The following is an 18,482-nucleotide window of genomic DNA, read 5'->3' as shown; positions in this document are numbered from 1 at the left end:
GAATGGTTTTTTTCTTCATGATTGTTTCTTTCGTTAATTAAATGGAAGGACGGATAGGACTCAGGTTCTCTGATCGCTACCTCAATCGCTTTTTTCATTACACTTTCAGCTGTTTATCCCGGCTTCGATTGGTTTTATAAGATTTTCAAAATGACATCAGTCTGATGTCGTCTGAAACGGGAAACATCAACGGAGGTGTGTAATTAATTGTTGGACATTTGAATTACCTTAGCCGTGTATAGCTGGTCAGCGGCGACTTCACTCGTGGTGTCTATACATAGAGAAACCGTATATCCATTTGCGATTGCCTGTTTTGCCGTTTGTTGCATCATTTCTGCCAGATGATCCAATTGTTGTGTCTGTCTCCAGGCGACCATCGCATTGATCGCAGTAATGAGTTCTGTGGTGTTTGAGATATTTCCTATAGGTTTAGGTCGATCTGCTTCAGAGCCTTGTATAGATGGGATTTTATATGTCACGCCCACATCACTTTTAATGTAGTTGTACATGTTGCTGCCAGTTCCACGGGTGCCAGATTCGACTATCTTGAAATCGTCATGGAGAGATGTTCTGGCTTCCTGGCAAAGACGAAGCAGAGTGCTGGCAGATGCATACTGAGAAATAGAGAGGGTTGCGATTGCGAGAATAAAGGGAATGATTTTTTTCTTCATGATTGTTTCTTTCGTTAATTTGTTAAATGATGGATTGTGAAAAAAATTGGTATTAGATAAGCCATCTCCTTATTAAAAAATTGAATTGTAAAAAATTCATACTTAATGAGAACGAGAAAAATACTACCGTGTGCAGATATTTCTTTAAGTATTGAAGGTGAGAGATTGCGCTTTAGTGTGATTTCATTCTTGATGAAATTCTTATGAAACGTATTTCTATATTTCTATATTGGATTTCTACGCTGTGTTATTTTATGGATACGGATATAAGCAACAAAATACTCAACTGTATTTCATTTTTTGGTAATGTAATTCGCGGACGCAACCTATCCTTCGGGATATCGAAAATAGGGGTTGGTATGGATATCGATCAGCAGAGCGGCAGATCCGACGTCATGAAAGCACGCCGGAGTCTGGAGAATTTATTCTTTGTAATGCAGAGATTTTTTCTTTGGGGATACAAAGAGGCTGGATAAAACGACTTGCGTGTTACAAAAAGCCATTATTGGATGACGTTTATTCATCAGGGTTGGGTGGCGATGAATTGTTCCATCAATTTTTCATGAAGATCAGGATTGTCCTGCTCCAATATATTCAGAGTGTTATTTTGTTGTAGTAATATTTCTTGTGCATTATCAGCTTCGATGCTTCTGCCAGACTTACTAATCATTTTTCCAGTTAATTTATTATTGGTAATAATATTGCTAATTAATGATTCGCCAGGAAAGTCTGCCATGATAATTCCGACGCTTCTTTTTATCCCAAAAAGAGAGGCAAAGGATTCTATCTCACTAATAATATTAATAGTCGATATAGTGTTTCGGGTAAGTATATTTGTTCCCTCAAATGCGATCGTGCATATTACCCAAATACAGTCTACGCGTGGAAAGTCTGGATATGAATCAGACCACCCGGGAGTAGTTAATCCGGTCGCTAATCTTGGTGCCGATGTTCCAGGTGATGAATGCCCACTCGCAACGAAGTACGGGAATATACCACCTGCGGCGGATAAATAATTAACATAAATTCTATTTTCATCACCTTTAGTGGCTTCCCATAAATGGTTTTTGACTTTTATCCATTTGTCATACAAATCCCAATTTGTTTTTAAATCATAGTAGTCTTGACTCAGTAAATTATGATAAAGAATGCCATGTTTTTCGAAGGGGCCACCATTTCCTAATATTATATATTTCCCTCGGGCCTCTCCTAACGTTATGTTTTCACGATTTGTATTTAAATGATGTTTGCGAAAAATATTTAAGTAATATTTAAATGTCTCTTCTGGAGATCTTGTATTGGTTTTATTGATGTACCCATTGGCCTCGTTGTCATGTTCGGTTTTTACTCTGATCAGGACTGTTTCTGTAGGATTTTTATCTAAAAAATTACTTACGGCTAGTAGCGTATCGCCAAACATTACATCTAAATACTTCACTCCATGATGCAAGGCAAATCTATTGCTTGTATGCCTGACACGAATATCAAAAACCCTAATGCCATATTCTAGTTGTTCTTTAAAATTTAATGACTGCGTTTTTGCTAAGTGGTGAATGTTGCTTAATTTGAAGGTACCTGAATCATGCGTCCCTGGCAGAGCTAATTCGCTTAATTTGACGTCATCTCTGATAGATTCCATCCATCTTTCTTTTTTTGTAAATCCATCTGATGCATTGTGAGAATATGCAGAATCGGTGTGTGCCTGTAATGCAGTGCTAAATAGAGATATTGCTAATGCGGAGATGTAGTGTTTTATTTTCATTTCAAATTAGTTGGTAAAATATTTATAGATTAAAATATAAGACGATAAATTTTTTTGAAAATTCATCACTTGTTATTGCTTAGCGAAGATACTTCATGAACGAGTAAGCCATAAAAATATATATTTTATGGCGATTTTATTCATGATGAAATAGTGAGGAAATATGATGATATTCGGGTTAAATAGAAAATTAGTCCTGAATCGATTATCAATATTGATAATGCTCGGTGTTGTCGGATTAATTTTTTAGTGGCTGATGAATAAGCGGGTGAAACTACAGTCGACTCGAATAACTTGCATATGTAATTTTTGCAATATTATTGAATGTACGAAAGGGGAAAGTTTATTATTTCAGGCTGAGCACCTAAAAATGCCAAAATTTGATCGATTCAGTCAATCACATTCAGGACGAGCATTATTCATGACGAACATCGTCATGGAGACGTGAATCACGTCTTCGGTGAGCTATGTTGATCGAGACTTTGGAGTGGGCGGCACAGGCGGCTCATCCCTAAAATTGCTCCAGCCGATATCCATAGCTATACACAGGCGCAAGCCGAAAGCCATTTTCCGGTCGTAATTGCAACTTACTGCGCACCCGCGAAACGTGGGTATCCATCGTTCGCGAAGGGATATCAATGTCGCGTGCCCAGACTGCTTCGAGAATGTAAGCGCGTGAAAGCGGACGGCCCAGATTGCGGAAAAACAATAGCGCCAGATCGAACTCTTTCTGCGTAATATCGATCTGCACCGCTGCTCGGGTCAGGCGTGCGGCGCGGATTTCAAAGACATAATTGCCGAATGTAATTTGCTCACTAGCCGTTTGAGTCGGGTAGGCGCGCCGTAACAATGCTTGCACCCTTGTCGCCAATTCAATGCGGCGTATCGGCTTGATCATATATTCGTTAGCGCCAGCGGCCATACCCGCGATAATGTCGTCTTCGCCGGAGCGGCTGGTGATAAACAGAACCGGCAGCATCGGCGGCGCATTCTCTCTTATCCAGCGCAGGACTTCGGGGCCGCTATGATCGGCGAGCTGCCAATCCAGAATAAGCATGTCGACATTTTCCCGGCGCAACTGCATCAGAAGTTCATTGCCGATTCGGAATGGAAGACAGGTGTGGCCACTATTGGTCAGTACCTGACAAATCAAATCTGTTTGCTTTAGATCAGCGTCAAGGATGGCAATTTTCATGTCTTATTGTTAATTGTTGTAGCCGTGTCAAGTGCCGATGTTCATCGGTGATGCTCGGTAAGCAAGCAGACGACTTTCAAGTCTCCCTCATAACCAATGCGAATTTTATTGTAATAATATTATGCTATCACTTATACACGCTCAATACAGAGTGTTACGGTAACACTCCGATAGCCATGAATAAATATGGTTTATTGATATTGTTTTGCGATAGGACGGTAGTTTTGTATTGCTGATGATGATCAGCATGTTTCCAGCACACCCGGTTTGCCTCATAAAACAGACTGAGGGAAGCAACCGGGCGGGGAGCAGTATGAGCGTTCACAGACGGGTGTTTATATCTGCTTAGTCTTAGATGGCGTTATTACGTCGTGCTGAATGCATTAAATATCCGGCAACACAACATTGACATCTAAAATTTCCAGATCGCCCTGGCGATCAAGTGAAATTTTAATGTCGCCGGCGCTGACTTTTGTATATTTCGAAATCACCTCAAGCAATTCTTTGTGTAACGCGGGCAGAAAGTCGGGGCCTTGGCGGCCGCTACGTTCACGCGCGATGATAATTTGCAGACGTTCCTTGGCTGCCGAGGCGCTTTTCGGTTGTTTGGTAAATAAGAATGAGAGCAAAGCCATCGTTACTTCCCTCCAAAAATGCGCGAAAGCAAACCTGGTTTTTGATAAGTGGCAAAGCGCAACGGCACGTCTTCACCGAGGAATCGCGAGACGACATCTTCGTAAGCCAACGCGACGTCGCTACCGGTCATATGGATGGCAGGATTGCCCTGGTTTGACGCATGCAGGACGGTTTCTGACTCAGGAATGATCCCCACGAGCGGAATGCGCAAAATATCCTGAACGTCGGTATATGACAGCATTTCGCCAGCATCCACCCGTTTTGGTGAGTAGCGGGTGATTAGCAGATGTTCTTTGACCGGCTCTCCACCGTTTTGGGCGCGACGCGACTTGGCCTGGATGATGCCAAGAATACGGTCAGAGTCGCGTACTGACGACACTTCGGGATTGGTCACGATCACCGCTTCATCGGCAAATGTCAGCGCCATGACCGCGCCGCGTTCGATACCCGCTGGCGAGTCGCAGATAATGAATTCGAAATCCATTTTCACCAGATCATTCAAGACCCGCTCCACGCCTTCTTCGGTCAGCGCGTCTTTATCCCGGGTTTGCGATGCAGGAAGGATAAACAGGTTGTCGCAATGTTTATCCTTGATCAGCGCCTGTTTGAGAGTCGCTTCGTTATTGACCACGTTGATCAGGTCATACACGACGCGTCGCTCGCAACCCATGATCAGATCGAGATTACGCAGGCCGACATCAAAATCCAATACGGCGGTCTTATGGCCGCGCATAGCTAAGCCTGACGCGAAGCTGGCGCTGGAAGTCGTCTTGCCGACACCGCCTTTACCAGATGTTACAACGATAATTTTTGCCACAAAAACTCCTGGTGAAATACTAAAAATGGATACTAAATATTTATGGTCGGGAAGAAGAATTGAGCGATATTACGTCAATCCGGTCGCCAACTAACCGAATTTGTGCCGCCTGACCTTTTACCTCTGACGTGAAGCCATTTTCAAAGGTCCGATACACGCCAGCGATGGAGACCAATTCGGGCTCCATGTTGACGGCAAAAATCCGGGCTTGCGTATCGCCACTGGCACCGGCTAAGGCCCGACCGCGTAGCGGTGCGTACACATGAATACTGCCATCGGCGATGATTTCGGCGCCATTGTTGACCATTGCTGTGATGATCAGATCGGTTCCGCGTGCGTAAATCCGCTGGCCTGCGCGCACTGGCGTATCGACGATCATGGCGCGGGGAGACGTGGGCGGCACCGGAATCGGCGCCGGTGCCGGTGCAACGAGGGGAAGAGGGTCGTCGGATGGGACCGGCTCAGCTCTTGCCGCCGTCACCGTATCGATACTCAGACCGTGGGTGACGATGGTCTGATGGATCTCTTCTGGGGCATTGCGCACCGCAACGGCGTTTAATTGATACGTTTTCAGTAAGCTAACGAGGGCGGGCCAATCAATCTGATGGGACTCCGTCCCCAGCGCGGCGATATCGATGACCGTAAATTCATTGTCAAAAAAATCTGTCATGCCGCCGGTCATTTGTTTCAACGCGGTATCGAGGATGGCTAAATCTGTCTCATTGAGAATGGCTGACACCGCCACGACCGTTGCTATCTTTATTTCAATTGGCTTGCGTGTCTTATTGTTTGGCATAAAGCAACAGATTGAATACGAACCAGAGAGCAACCGATGGTTGCTGGCGATGCGCAGGGGTTAGGAATCAGTATGGTTTGTGGCTGGTTTGTGCAGCATGGTATACACGCCATTTTTAGAATGAATGATCTTACCAAATTCACACTAGAAAGCAAAAAAAATGCCAAACCGGACGGTTATCGGCAAGCAGATGACTCAAAAATTGGTTTATGCAGGCTGCTAAGACGAGAAATCCTATTTAAAACATCCCAAAACATCCGATTTCTCTTCCTTCAAACCAGCCACGCACCATCGCGATACACAACATCGTCATCCAGGCTGACAGTAGCAGTGACCGCAAAGACATCAATGTGATAGCGCGCCTCTGCACGCTTGATCGTCGCCTTGTTGTAGACGCCATGCTTGGCACCCAGCGACAAATGTATACCGCACATACGCTCGTAGCTGCCGATATCGCTGACCATGCGGTCTCTGGAAAATGCCCGATTCATGCCAAAGCCAAGTTCGCGCAGCCGCACACAGCCTTCATCAGCCCGAATCTTGGACAGCACCTGATCGAAATCGGGCGTCGAATCGATGACATCTGTGACGCAGCCTTTGGTGATGACGAGGGTGATCGGTTGGTCCGGTTGATTGACATGGAAAGTCGTATCGCCAAACACAAAAATACGCACCCGCCCGTTGACCGCCTCCAGATCCTGCGCTTCGGTAAACACCTCGCCGATGGGAAACTGACCGCCCACGTTAGTCATCCCGCTATAGTCGCCGATGTTCAGTTTTGCCGACTCGAAAGGGGACCCGAACACCAGCCGCTCGCCATCGCTATCGATCACGCCAGACTGAGCGCGATCAATGCGTGCCTTGAGTGCATAGCCGACCTTGCGGTAATACGTCGGGTCATACGCCAGCGCGTCGATGTAATACAGCGCTTGCACTCCCGGCATGCGAGAGAGATGCGGGTGTTCTATCACTTTCAGGGCGCGCTTAAAAAGCTCAACCCGCAAGCGGAAAGCTTCCAGTCGAAAGTTGCCGGATTGAATCAAAATCACCAGGTCGCCAGGTGCAAGCGGAGCAAACGCGGCCAGCACCATTTCCGGCGACACCGCATCAAAATCAATGAACTGCGCCTCAGGAAGACAGCGTCGGTAGGCTTCAGTGAGGGTAGTTGCAAGATCGCAACGGGCATCGAACACCACCACGGCGGCATGCGGCGCTGCATGTTCAATCGACATCGACAAAATATCGCGCAAGTTTTGTTCCGCAACGTCCACCGCCTGTTTGGGGATTGCGCTGGGAGTCGTCGTGATTTGACAACAATCGGGCGTTGCGTTGGCAAAGGATGTCATCGTTGGTTTGCTGTATCGAAGAAAGTATAAAAAATAGCGTTCGTCTTATTTAGCGTAAGACCCGACTGATCGGGTACGCATTTTAATCGACATCACCAGAGTGCAATGCGTAAGCTTTTGTTACTTTCTACCAAAGGACGCGTCTTTCGAATTAATCTTGTTATCAAATTGAACGCAATGGCAAGAAGTTCGTCTAAATAAAAGAGTCTTTCCTCTAAAATATAAGGATAAATGTTGTCACCACGATTTTCACGTATCTGTCTTGAGGCGCTGCAACATAGAAAAGCAGCCTGCCCGGGCTAATGAAGACCTGGAGATGAATTAAACAGCATTTTCAACTTAACAACGGGAATATCGGCAATCTGAAAGGTCTCATAAAAATGAGAAAAATGATCAGAATCTAATTATTTGTCTAAAACTTAGTTATTTAGTCACCTTTCGCGAATGGCGTGTTCCTATTAAAATCTGGATAAATATTCCTAAGGCTTATGCCAATTTCTCATGAAAATAGATGATATAGATGCCTTTGTCGCCACCGTACGATGCCAATCCATCAGTCTGGCCGCAGAAGCGTTACAACTAACCCAGTCGGCCATTACCCGCCGCGTGCAAAATTTTGAAGAAGAGCTTGGGATCGAGCTTCTCGATCGCACCACCAAACCGCCGCGTCCCAATCCGATGGGGAAAGTCGTCTACGAACAGTGTCGTATCGTCCTGCGCGAAGTCGATGAGTTACGCGATATGGTGGGTGCCGATGGCGCGCCAGCCGGTACTTTCCGTCTGGGCGTGGTCCAAACCATCGGCGAGGTCGTGCTGCTTGATGGCCTCAGAGACCTGACGGCGTCTTATCCTGATCTGCGCACCCAAGTCACCACCGGTTGGGGAACCCAACTAGTGACCAAAGTGGCGAACGGTGATCTGGACGCTGCGGTAGCCCTGTTTCCCGCCACGAAAGTGTTGCCAGACAATGTCAGCGGCCGCACTTTGGGGCGGGTTGAATTGGTCGTCGTAGCGGCAAAAGGATTGATGACTAAACGCAGCTACAAACTACGGGATTGTCATGATATTGGTTGGGTATTAAGCCCTGATGGTTGCGGTTTTCGCAGTGTCTTGCAACGTGCGCTGTCCGAACAAGGACTCTCCTTTAAGATCGCTCTCGAATCCTTTAGCGCCGACCTCCAACTAGGTCTGGCAGCGGCCGGTTTAGGTTTGTGCCTGATGCCATGGGAACAAGTTGAGCGTAGCAAACATCGGGATCAACTCGATATTGTTTCTATTAGCGACTTCAAACCTATGCTCGACATTTGGGCCATCCAATCCAAATTACAGACGCCATTGCAGCAAGCCGTGGAATTTTTTAGCAATTCGGTGATGGCGGCATTTGCTGAGCAGTCCTCATTAGCTGGCGTGGCGACAAACAAAGTGCGCCGACAGAAATCGGCTTAATAGTCTGCTTAATACTTCTGCTTATTACTTCTGCTTATTACTTTTCTCCCCCCTTGGCCGTCGTATAGACGGCCAATTTTCTTTATCCCTCCCCAAAAGATAGCGAAGATCGCACCATTTAAATGCGCTGCGTTATAAAAACGCGCATTACCTGGGTGATCCTTTCATCGTCACCTTGCCGGTCAACGCACATACCGACGCAATCCCCCCATCCCAACCTATGGCACAGATTTTGCTAAATCATTTTCAACAGAGTCAAAGATGATTCCGTAATGACTGCACTGCGCAATTGGTGGTTACTTCGCGTAATTCACGACATAGCGCAGTGACACATTGCAGTTACAACATAACGCAGATCTAACGAAGGATCTGCCCGGACAACGGCGTCCACTGAACACGGTATTTTTACCAGGATTCAGTGGGCGCTTTTTTGTTTTTATGGGATAAAAAAAGATCATGACTAGCAACGCTAATACGGTTAATACCGCCACAACAGCCACCAAGGCCACCGCCATCAAACTCTTCAGTTTCAGCACGCCGCAAATGCGCGCTTTTCACCTGACCTGGATGGCCTTCTTTGCCTGCTTTTTTGCCTGGTTTGCCTGCGCGCCCCTGATGCCCGTCATCAAAGGTCAATTCGGCCTGACCATCGGCCAAATCGCCAATATCAATATCGCCGCTGTCGCCGTCACCATTTTGGTCCGACTCATCATCGGTCCGATGTGCGACCGATTCGGCCCGCGTAAAACCTATACCGGCTTGCTGCTGCTGGGGGCAATTCCCGTCTTCGGCGTGGCCTTCTCGCAAAGCTACGAAAGCTTTTTATTCTTTCGTTTATGTATCGGTGCCGTCGGTGCCAGTTTTGTGATTACCCAATATCACACCTCCGTCATGTTCGCCCCCAACATCGTCGGTACCGCCAACGCGACCGCTGCTGGCTGGGGCAATGTCGGCGGTGGTGCTGCGCAAGCGCTCATGCCGTTGTTACTCACCGCCGTTGTCATGCTGGGCATCAGTGAAAGCATGGGATGGCGTCTGGCCCTGTTGGTGCCGGGCGTGTTGATGGTCATCATGGGCATTGTTTACTGGAAATTTACACAAGATTGTCCCGCCGGTAATTACGCCGAATTACGCGCCCAAGGCATCACTATCGAAGGCAAAAAAGGCGGCTGGGACAGCTTTCGTGCTGCCAGCGTCAACTACCGCGTCTGGTTGTTATTCGTCACCTACGGCGCATGTTTCGGCGTAGAAATTTTTATTCACAACATTGCTGCCATTTATTACGTCGACCATTTCGGCTTGTCCCTGAAAACCGCCGGCTTGGCCGCTGCCAGCTTCGGCTTGTTAGCCCTGTTTGCCCGCGCTCTGGGCGGCTGGGTATCGGACAAAGTCGCACTGCGCGGCGATTTGAATACCCGCGCCACTTTGCTATTTGCGATGATGATAGGTGAAGGTCTGGGCCTGCTCTGGTTTGCCCACGCCAATAGCGTCACGCTAGCCATCGTCGCCATGCTGACCTTCGGCCTATTCACGCACATGGCTTGCGGCGCGACCTACGCTTTAGTCCCCTTTATCGATCGTAAAGCGCTAGGCGGCGTGGCCGGCATCATCGGTGCCGGCGGTAATGTCGGCGCGGTACTGGCGGGTTTCTTGATGAAGGGTTTGGGCGACGTGCAACACACCCTGAGCTGGCTAGGTATTTTGGTCACCATCTCCGCATTGTGTGCGATTGCAGTGCGATTTAGCGCCGCACACAAAGCCGATGAGCAATTGCTTGCCAATCCCGCTTAAAGGACATCAATCATGAAAATCATCGTCATCGGTCACGGCATGGTGGGCCACAAATTTCTGGAAAGCTTAGCCGACAGCGCAGCGCCCCATCTGGAAGTCACGGTCCTGTGCGAAGAGTCGCGTCCGGCCTACGACCGTGTGCATTTATCCGAGTTTTTCGCCGGTAAATCAGCCGAAGACTTATCGCTCGTCCCAGCCGGATTCTTTGAGCGCGACAACATCCTGCTCAAGCTCAATGCCAAAGCCAGCGTCATCGATCGCGCCGCCAAAACTGTCACCGTCAGCACCGGAGAAACACTCTCCTACGACAAACTCGTCATTGCCACCGGCTCCTATCCGTTTGTGCCACCGGTTCCCGGGAAAGACCGCAAAGATTGCTTCGTCTATCGCACGATAGAAGACTTGGAAGCCATGCTGGAATGCGGTCGTCGCTCCAAAACCGGCGTCGTCATCGGCGGCGGTTTGCTCGGTCTGGAATGCGCCAAAGCCCTGCGCGACATGCAGCTCCAAACCCACGTCGTCGAGTTTTCACCGCGCCTGATGGCGGTACAAGTGGACGAGGGCGGCGGACGTGTTTTACGCCAAAAAATTGAAGACCTTGGCGTCACCGCCCACACCCAAAAGAACACCCTTGAGATCGTCGATGGCGAGACCGGCACGCACCGCATGAACTTCTCCGACGGCAGCCATCTCGACACCGATATGATCGTCTTCTCCGCCGGTATCCGTCCGCGTGACGAGATCGCCCGCTGCAGCGACATCACCGTCGGCGAGCGCGGCGGCATCGTCATCGACAACAGTTGCTTAACCAACGATCCCGACATTTACGCCATTGGCGAATGCGCGCTCTGGCAAGGTAAAACCTTCGGCTTAGTCGCCCCCGGCTACGACATGGCCCGTATCGCCGCCAAACATTTACTCGGCGAAAGCGGCGAGTTTAACGGTGCCGACATGAGCACCAAACTCAAGCTCATGGGCGTCGATGTCGCCAGCATTGGTGACCCGCACGGGAACGCGCCGGGCAGTCGTTCGTATCATTTCACCGACGAGCGCAAACAGATTTACAAGAAAATTGTCGTCTCCGATTGCGGCAAATATTTACTCGGCGGCGTCATGGTCGGCGACGCCAGCGAGTACGGCACGCTGCTGCAAATGATGCTCAACCGGATCGAATTGCCAGCGTCCCCAGAGTTCCTGATTCTGCCGCAAGCCGACGGCAATGCACGGCCCGGTCTCGGCGTCGATGCGCTGCCGGACGCGGCGCAAATTTGCTCCTGCAATGACGTCTCTAAAGGCGCTATTTGCGCAGCAGTCTGCGGCGGCGCAACCAGTATTGGCGCGGTAAAAAGCTGCACCAAAGCCGGTTCTTCCTGCGGCGGTTGCGTAGCCCTCGTCACGCAGATCATGAAGTCGGAAATGAAAAAGCAAGGCATGGCCGTCAACAATCATGTCTGCGAACATTTTCCCTACTCACGGCAAGAGATCTATCACCTGGTCCGCGTCGGCAATATCAAATCCTTCGACGCCTTGCTCACGCAACACGGCAAAGGCCTCGGCTGTGATGTCTGCAAGCCGGTCGCCGCCAGCATTCTGGCTTCTTGCTGGAACGATTTTGTGCTCAAAAAAGAACACGCCAGCTTGCAAGATTCCAACGATTATTTCCTCGGTAATATTCAAAAAGACGGCACCTATTCGGTCGTCCCGCGCATGGCCGGTGGCGAGGTCACGCCAGACGGTTTAATCGCCGTCGGTCAGGTCGCCAAAAAATACGGTTTGTACACCAAAGTCACAGGCGGTCAGCGCATCGATTTGTTCGGCGCACGGGTCGAACAATTGCCACCAATCTGGGAAGAATTGATCGCCGCCGGGTTTGAATCCGGCCACGCCTACGGCAAGTCGCTACGCACCGTCAAATCCTGCGTAGGATCGACCTGGTGCCGCTACGGCGTGGACGACAGTATGGGCCTCGCCATTGAACTGGAGAATCGCTACAAAGGCCTGCGCACGCCGCATAAAATCAAATTCGGCGTCTCCGGCTGCACCCGTGAATGCGCCGAAGCGCAAAGCAAAGACGTCGGCATCATCGCCACCGAAAAAGGCTGGAATCTCTACGTCTGCGGCAACGGCGGCATGAAGCCACGCCACGCCGAATTGCTCGCCTCCGATCTGGATAAAGCCACGCTGGTACAGATGATCGACCGCTTCCTGATGTTCTACGTGCGCACCGCCGACAGACTGCAACGCACCAGTGTCTGGCGCGACAATCTGGAAGGCGGTCTGGACTACCTGAAAGAAGTCGTCTTAAACGACAAACTGCACATCGCCACTGAGCTGGAAAGTGAAATGCAGCAAGTCGTCGATACCTACGAATGCGAATGGAAAAAAGCCGTCACCGATCCCGAGACCCGCAAACGCTTCCGCCATTTCGTCAACACCGATCAAGCCGATCAGAACGTTGTCTTCATGGAAGATCGCGGCCAGATTCGTCCGGCCACGGTGGCGGAAAAAACGCTGCGTGCGATTCCGGTTTTGGTCAGCGCGGCTTAAGAGGTATTGACATATAAAGTTTGTGAGCACGACTAAGCCCGTTCGGACTGAGTAAGCACGAAGTGCCGTATCCTTCGATACGCTGCGCTACTCAGGACGATCGGAATTTTTGAATTTTAATATCAACACGCTGTGAAACGAGAAAAAAATGCATAACGATAGCCAACCCGAACACTGGATTTCTATCTGCAATCTCGATGAAATCGTCCCCAACACCGGCGTGTGTGCACTCATCAATGGCACGCAAGTCGCAGTCTTCCACGTCAACGACGGCGAGCAGCGCGTATTTGCGATTGATAACTTTGACCCCAATTCGCAGGCCGCCATTTTGTCGCGCGGACTGGTCGGCAATCTGGGCGAGCGCATCGTCGTCGCCTCGCCGATGTACAAACAGCATTTCGATTTGCAAACCGGCGAATGCCTTGAAGCGCCAGAGCATGCTGTGAATATTTATCCTGCCCGCATCGCTGACGGTAAGGTGTGGGTAGGTGCATGAGCATCAAGTTGGTTAAGCATGTGCAAGGCGCAAAACCGTCGCTCGTTGTGATCGGCAACGGCATGGCGGGCATGCGCACGGTCGAGGAGTTACAAAAGCTCGCCCCCGATTTATACGACATCACCGTCTTCGGTGCCGAGCCGCACGGCAACTACAATCGCATTTTATTGTCGCCCGTACTGGCCGGTGAAAAAACCGTTCAGGACATCATGCTGCATACCCGCGAGTGGTATGCGCAACACAACATCACCCTGCATGCTGGCGACCCGATTGATGCGATCGATCGCCGCCGCCGCATTGTACGTTCACGCGCCGGGATCGAGATCGGCTATGACCGCCTGTTGCTGGCCACCGGTTCTACGCCATTCATCATTCCCGTACCCGGACATCAATTGCCCGGCGTGATTGCCTTCCGCGATATTCAAGATGTCGAAACCATGCTCAACGCCGCCCGCGATCATCGCCACGCGGTCATTATCGGTGGCGGTTTATTAGGACTGGAAGCGGCCAACGGATTGCTGCGTCAAGGCATGGATGTCACGGTTGTGCACGTCAGCGACAGTTTGATGAATCAACAATTGGACAAGCCCGCGTCGGCGCTGCTAAAAAAATCCTTAGAACAAAAAGGCTTTAAATTTTTACTCAATGCCCACACCGCTGAAATCATCGGTATCGATCGCGTCACGGCGGTGCGCTTGAAAGATGGCTCCGACATCCCCGCCGATCTGGTCGTGATGGCCGTTGGCGTGCGTCCGAATATCGCCCTGGCACAAAAAAGCCCATCTGCATTGCGAACGGGCGATTGTGGTTGACGACACCTTGCAAACCTACGATCCCCGTATTTATGCGGTCGGCGAATGCGTGCAACACCGCTCAGCAACCTTCGGTTTAGTCGCCCCGATCTGGGATCAGGCCCGGGTCTGCGGCGCACATCTGGCCGGGGCCGGGCATCGTCGTTATGTTCAGCAAGCCACCGCCACCAAGCTCAAAGTGACCGGCGTCGATCTGTATTCCGCTGGCGACTTTATCGGCGACGATGGCACCGAAGATCTGGTCCTGCGCGACCCGCGTCGCAGCATCTATAAACGACTGGTACTCAAAGACAATTACATCGTCGGCGCGGTGCTGTATGGTGACGTCAAAGATGGCCCGTGGTACTTCGATCTGATCCAAAACAAAACCAATATTTCCGCGCTGCGTAACCGACTGCTATTCGGTCAGGCGATTTGTGCGCAAGCCGCGCATTGACTATTTAGTGAAGATGCACAATTGAACCTTGTCCAACCGCCCCTCGCTTCTGCCAGCGTATTGACGACCTGCCCCTATTGCGGCGTTGGTTGCGGTGTCGCCGCCAGTGTGCTCGCCGATGGAAAGATTAGTGTTGCCGGTGATAAACATCATCCCGCTAATTTCGGCCGCCTGTGCGTCAAAGGCTCAGCCCTGGACGAAACCATTGCCCTCGATGGTCGCCTGCTGCAACCCAAAATACGCGACGCCGTCAGCAATACTTTGCAAGCGGCAAGCTGGGATGCTGCTATCGATAAAGTCGCGTACGGTTTTGCCGATATCATCGCCCGTCACGGTCCCGATGCTGTAGCGTTTTACGTCTCCGGCCAGCTGCTGACCGAAGACTATTACATCGCCAACAAGCTCATGAAGGGCTACATCGGCAGCGCCAATATCGACACCAATTCGCGCCTGTGCATGTCGTCCGCAGTGGCTGGACACAAGCGTGCGTTTGGTGAAGATATCGTCCCGATTTGTTATGAAGATTTAGAACTCGCCGATCTGGTGGTATTGGTCGGCTCCAACACCGCATGGTGTCATCCGATCCTGTTTCAGCGCATCACCAAGATCAAAGAAACCCGGCCCGAGACCAGGATCATCGTCATCGATCCACGCCGCACCGCCACCTGCGAACTGGCCGATTTACACTTACCGATCAAACCCGGCACCGACGTCTGGCTATTCAACGGCTTGCTGCACTATCTGGCGCACAACGCTGCCATCGATACCGGCTTTGTCGCCGCGCATACCAACGGCCTTGACGCCGCCCTTGCTGCTGCCGAAGTCAGCAGCGCCGATCTGGCTACTGTCGCCAAAATCTGCAAAATCGATCCACAAGATTTGCTGACGTTTTATCAGTTATTTGCTACGACTAAAAAAGTCATTACCGCGTTTTCGCAAGGCGTCAATCAATCGTCCTCCGGCACTGACAAAGTCAACAGCATCATCAATTGCCACTTAATCGGCGGGCGCATCGGCCAACCCGGCATGGGACCGTTTTCCATCACCGGCCAGCCCAATGCCATGGGCGGACGCGAAGTCGGCGGTCTCGCCAATATGTTGGCGGCGCACATGGATCTGGACAACCCAACGCATCGACAAACGGTGCAGACATTCTGGGACTCGCCCACCATTGCCGACAAGCCCGGCCTCAAAGCCGTCGATCTGTTTCAAGCCATCGAACAAGGGCGCGTCAAGGCGGTCTGGATCATTGCGACCAATCCGATGGTCAGTTTTCCGGACGCCAATCAGGTCCAACGCGCTCTGGAAAAATGCGCGTTAGTCGTCGTCTCCGACATCATCGAAAAAACCGACACCAACGTGCTTGCCGACGTACTTTTACCAGCGTCAGGCTGGGGCGAAAAAGACGGCACGGTCACCAATTCTGAGCGCTGTATTTCGCGTCAACGCGGATTTTTGGCCGCTCCCGGTGAAGCACGACCCGATTGGAAAATCTTGTGCGACGTGGCGCAACGGATGGGATTCAACGGTTTTGATTTTACGAATGTGCATGCAATATTTGATGAGCATGCACGCTTAAGTACATTCAATAATGGCGTCGGTGAACACGCTCTGCGTCTCTTTAATCTGGCTGGCCTGACCAGTATGAATAAGCAGCAATTCGACGCTTTGGAGCCGATTCAATGGCCGGTTGTGCGGGACGTCGATGGCAATCTCAGCGCGACAAAACGTCTCTTCACCGATCACCGTTACTCGCATCCCGACGGCAAAGCCCGCTTCATCGCCACGCCGCCCAGAGCGCCCATGCACGCCACCGATGAAGACTATCCATTAGCCTTAAATACCGGACGCGTACGTGATCAATGGCACACCATGACGCGTACCGGAAAGTCCGCAAAATTAGCCGATCACGTGCCGGAATCTTTCATCGATATGCATCCGCAAGACGCGCTGTTATACGGCGTGCGCGAAGGCAATCTGGCGCGTGTTTCCTCCAGGTGGGGCGCGATGGTCGCGCGCGTCCAGCACGGCGGCGGGATTGCGCGTGGCAGTATTTTTGTGCCGATACATTGGAGCAATCAATCAGCCTCTGACGCACGCATAGGCGCGGTGGTCAATCCTGTGGTGGACCCGATTTCGGGCGAGCCGGAATTCAAACATACGCCGGTCTGCGTGGAAGATTTTCCGGTCGCGTGGCACGGTTTTGTGCTCAGTCGCGAGGAGGTCGCGCTCGATGGCGTGTCGCATTGGACGCGGATTGCTGGCCGTACCTTTACCCGCTACGAACTGGCCGGTCGGAACGTGATCGCTGATCATGGCAAATGGGTGCGGTCGCTATTGGGTATCGACGATCCGGATGCTGACTGGCTGGAGTATGCCGATACCACCGCCGGGGTGTATCGCGCAGCACATCTGATCGATGATCGGATTGACACCTGTGTATTTATTTCTCCGCGCCCGGACCTTCCTTCGCGTGCCTGGTTGGCGAGTTTGTTTGTCAAAGAGCGGCTCGAAGATGCTGATCGCGTTGGCTTGTTAATCGGACAGCCGATTGAAAAGGGTGCCGATACCGGCCCGACTGTGTGCTCTTGTTTTGGGGTAGGGCGCAATACGATTTGCAACGCGATTCGGGCGCAGGGATTGACGACTGTGCCGCAGGTGACGGCTTGCCTGAAGGCTGGCGGGAATTGTGGGTCGTGTGTGCCGGAGATTAAAAAATTGTTGATGGTGGCGATGGTCGTGGAGGACTGAACCATCCTCCGATCTCTGATGTTGATCGACTTGCCAGAATGCCTTACATTCGGACAACCAACCTTATCGGAGAATTCATGTATACATTATTGTCGTATGGTCTCGGCGCCTGCGCTGCCATAGTATTTTCAGGTGCCGCACTGGCGCAGTCGGATGCCTCGGTATCGCGTCTTGATCAGGTCATCCATGCAGGAAAATTGCGGGTCTGCATGACCGGTGATTACCGCCCTTATTCGTTGTATCAGGCCGATCAGACCTTTGTCGGCATTGATGTTGATCTGGCGCAATCGTTAGCGCGGGCCATTGGGGTTCCTGCGCAATTTGTCAAAACAAGTTGGGCTACATTGACCAATGACTTTTTGGAGAAATGTGATATTGCGATGGGTGGGGTATCGGTTAACTTTGATCGCTTAAAAAAAGTGTCGTTTTCTGCGCCGCATACAGTCGATGGAAAGTCTGCGATTGCACGTTGTGCGGATGTGGCGAAATTTCAGTCGTTGGCGGAGATGGATGTTCCATCCACCCGTGCAATTGTTAATCCGGGTGGGACTAACGAGGTTTTTGCTAAGGCGCAGTTTAAGCACGCTCGGCTCATTATGTATCCCGATAATGTCACCATTTTTGATCAGATCATTGCCGGGAAAGCGGATGTCATGGTGACCGATGCCAGCGAGACACTTTGGCAGGCGAAATTGCATCCTGAACTATGTGCGATCAATCCGGATCAGCCGTTACAGTTTTCTGAAAAAGCGTTTATGTTGCCGCGGGGGGATGTGGTGTTTAAAGAGTTTGTGGATACTTGGATGCATCAACTTAAGGGTAGTGGTGGATACGCTGAAATCTGGAATCATTGGTTTAAATAATGGTGGTGGGTTTTGGTTGGTTTCGGTTGGTTTCGGTTGGTTTCGGTCATTGGTTGTTGATGCGGTATGTGCTCCGTTGATGCTTGTCGGGGGCGGCCCGACAGCCGGTCACTTTCT

Annotated in this window: 13 protein-coding genes and 1 pseudogene; 7 read left to right on the top strand and 7 right to left on the bottom strand. The window is 50.7% G+C overall.

Features of this window, described 5'->3' with window-relative positions; translation table 11 throughout:
* Positions 1-203: 203 nt before the first annotated feature.
* The 7 genes from ACVBEF_RS15790 to ACVBEF_RS15760 all read right to left on the bottom strand — a co-directional run bounded on the left by ACVBEF_RS15790 (position 204) and on the right by ACVBEF_RS15760 (position 7,223).
* On the bottom strand, positions 204-671 hold the full coding sequence (locus tag ACVBEF_RS15790; protein ID WP_447124888.1) for a hypothetical protein: 468 nt from the start codon (positions 669-671) through the stop codon (positions 204-206).
* Positions 672-1,194: 523 nt separating this feature from the next.
* Positions 1,195-2,433 carry a phosphatidylinositol-specific phospholipase C gene (locus ACVBEF_RS15785; RefSeq protein ID WP_447124887.1) on the bottom strand — a complete coding sequence of 413 codons (1,239 nt, stop codon included), beginning with the start codon at positions 2,431-2,433 and terminating at the stop codon, positions 1,195-1,197.
* A 511-nt stretch (positions 2,434-2,944) separates the two neighbouring features.
* Entirely contained in the window at positions 2,945-3,628 is a 684-nt protein-coding gene (locus ACVBEF_RS15780; RefSeq protein WP_447124886.1) for a response regulator transcription factor, read from the bottom strand.
* 383 nt (positions 3,629-4,011) lie between these two features.
* A complete protein-coding gene (minE, locus tag ACVBEF_RS15775; RefSeq protein WP_447124885.1) occupies positions 4,012-4,263 on the bottom strand; it encodes a cell division topological specificity factor MinE in 252 nt (83 codons plus the stop codon).
* A gap of 2 nt (positions 4,264-4,265) precedes the next feature.
* A complete protein-coding gene (gene minD / locus ACVBEF_RS15770) occupies positions 4,266-5,081 on the bottom strand; it encodes a septum site-determining protein MinD (RefSeq protein ID WP_447124884.1) in 816 nt (271 codons plus the stop codon).
* A gap of 40 nt (positions 5,082-5,121) precedes the next feature.
* On the bottom strand, positions 5,122-5,877 hold the full coding sequence (gene minC, locus ACVBEF_RS15765) for a septum site-determining protein MinC (RefSeq protein ID WP_447124883.1): 756 nt from the start codon (positions 5,875-5,877) through the stop codon (positions 5,122-5,124).
* Between the two features lie 272 nt (positions 5,878-6,149).
* Positions 6,150-7,223: a hypothetical protein gene (locus tag ACVBEF_RS15760; protein WP_447124882.1), complete on the bottom strand. Its 1,074-nt coding sequence runs from the start codon at positions 7,221-7,223 to the stop codon at positions 6,150-6,152.
* 501 nt (positions 7,224-7,724) lie between these two features.
* Between ACVBEF_RS15760 and ACVBEF_RS15755 the strand changes: the two genes are divergently transcribed.
* From ACVBEF_RS15755 to ACVBEF_RS15725, 7 genes and pseudogenes are all read left to right on the top strand, one after another.
* On the top strand, positions 7,725-8,669 hold the full coding sequence (locus ACVBEF_RS15755; protein WP_447124881.1) for a LysR family transcriptional regulator: 945 nt from the start codon (positions 7,725-7,727) through the stop codon (positions 8,667-8,669).
* Positions 8,670-9,125: 456 nt separating this feature from the next.
* Positions 9,126-10,460: an MFS transporter gene (locus tag ACVBEF_RS15750; RefSeq protein WP_447124880.1), complete on the top strand. Its 1,335-nt coding sequence runs from the start codon at positions 9,126-9,128 to the stop codon at positions 10,458-10,460.
* A gap of 12 nt (positions 10,461-10,472) precedes the next feature.
* Positions 10,473-13,007: a nitrite reductase large subunit NirB gene (gene nirB / locus ACVBEF_RS15745; RefSeq protein WP_447124879.1), complete on the top strand. Its 2,535-nt coding sequence runs from the start codon at positions 10,473-10,475 to the stop codon at positions 13,005-13,007.
* Between the two features lie 148 nt (positions 13,008-13,155).
* Positions 13,156-13,503 (top strand): nitrite reductase small subunit NirD, encoded by a 348-nt coding sequence (nirD, locus tag ACVBEF_RS15740; protein ID WP_447124878.1) that lies wholly within the window; start codon positions 13,156-13,158, stop codon positions 13,501-13,503.
* A pseudogene (locus ACVBEF_RS15735) lies at positions 13,500-14,751 on the top strand (NAD(P)/FAD-dependent oxidoreductase). The gene nirD and the pseudogene ACVBEF_RS15735 overlap by 4 nt, the downstream one beginning before the upstream one ends.
* Before the next feature lie 21 nt (positions 14,752-14,772).
* On the top strand, positions 14,773-17,502 hold the full coding sequence (locus tag ACVBEF_RS15730; RefSeq protein ID WP_447124877.1) for a molybdopterin-dependent oxidoreductase: 2,730 nt from the start codon (positions 14,773-14,775) through the stop codon (positions 17,500-17,502).
* A gap of 77 nt (positions 17,503-17,579) precedes the next feature.
* Positions 17,580-18,365: a transporter substrate-binding domain-containing protein gene (locus ACVBEF_RS15725; RefSeq protein ID WP_447124876.1), complete on the top strand. Its 786-nt coding sequence runs from the start codon at positions 17,580-17,582 to the stop codon at positions 18,363-18,365.
* Positions 18,366-18,482: the final 117 nt, after the last annotated feature.

It is taken from the genome of Glaciimonas sp. GG7, from assembly GCF_052976905.1.
This window is presented reverse-complemented; position numbering and strand designations above follow the sequence as displayed.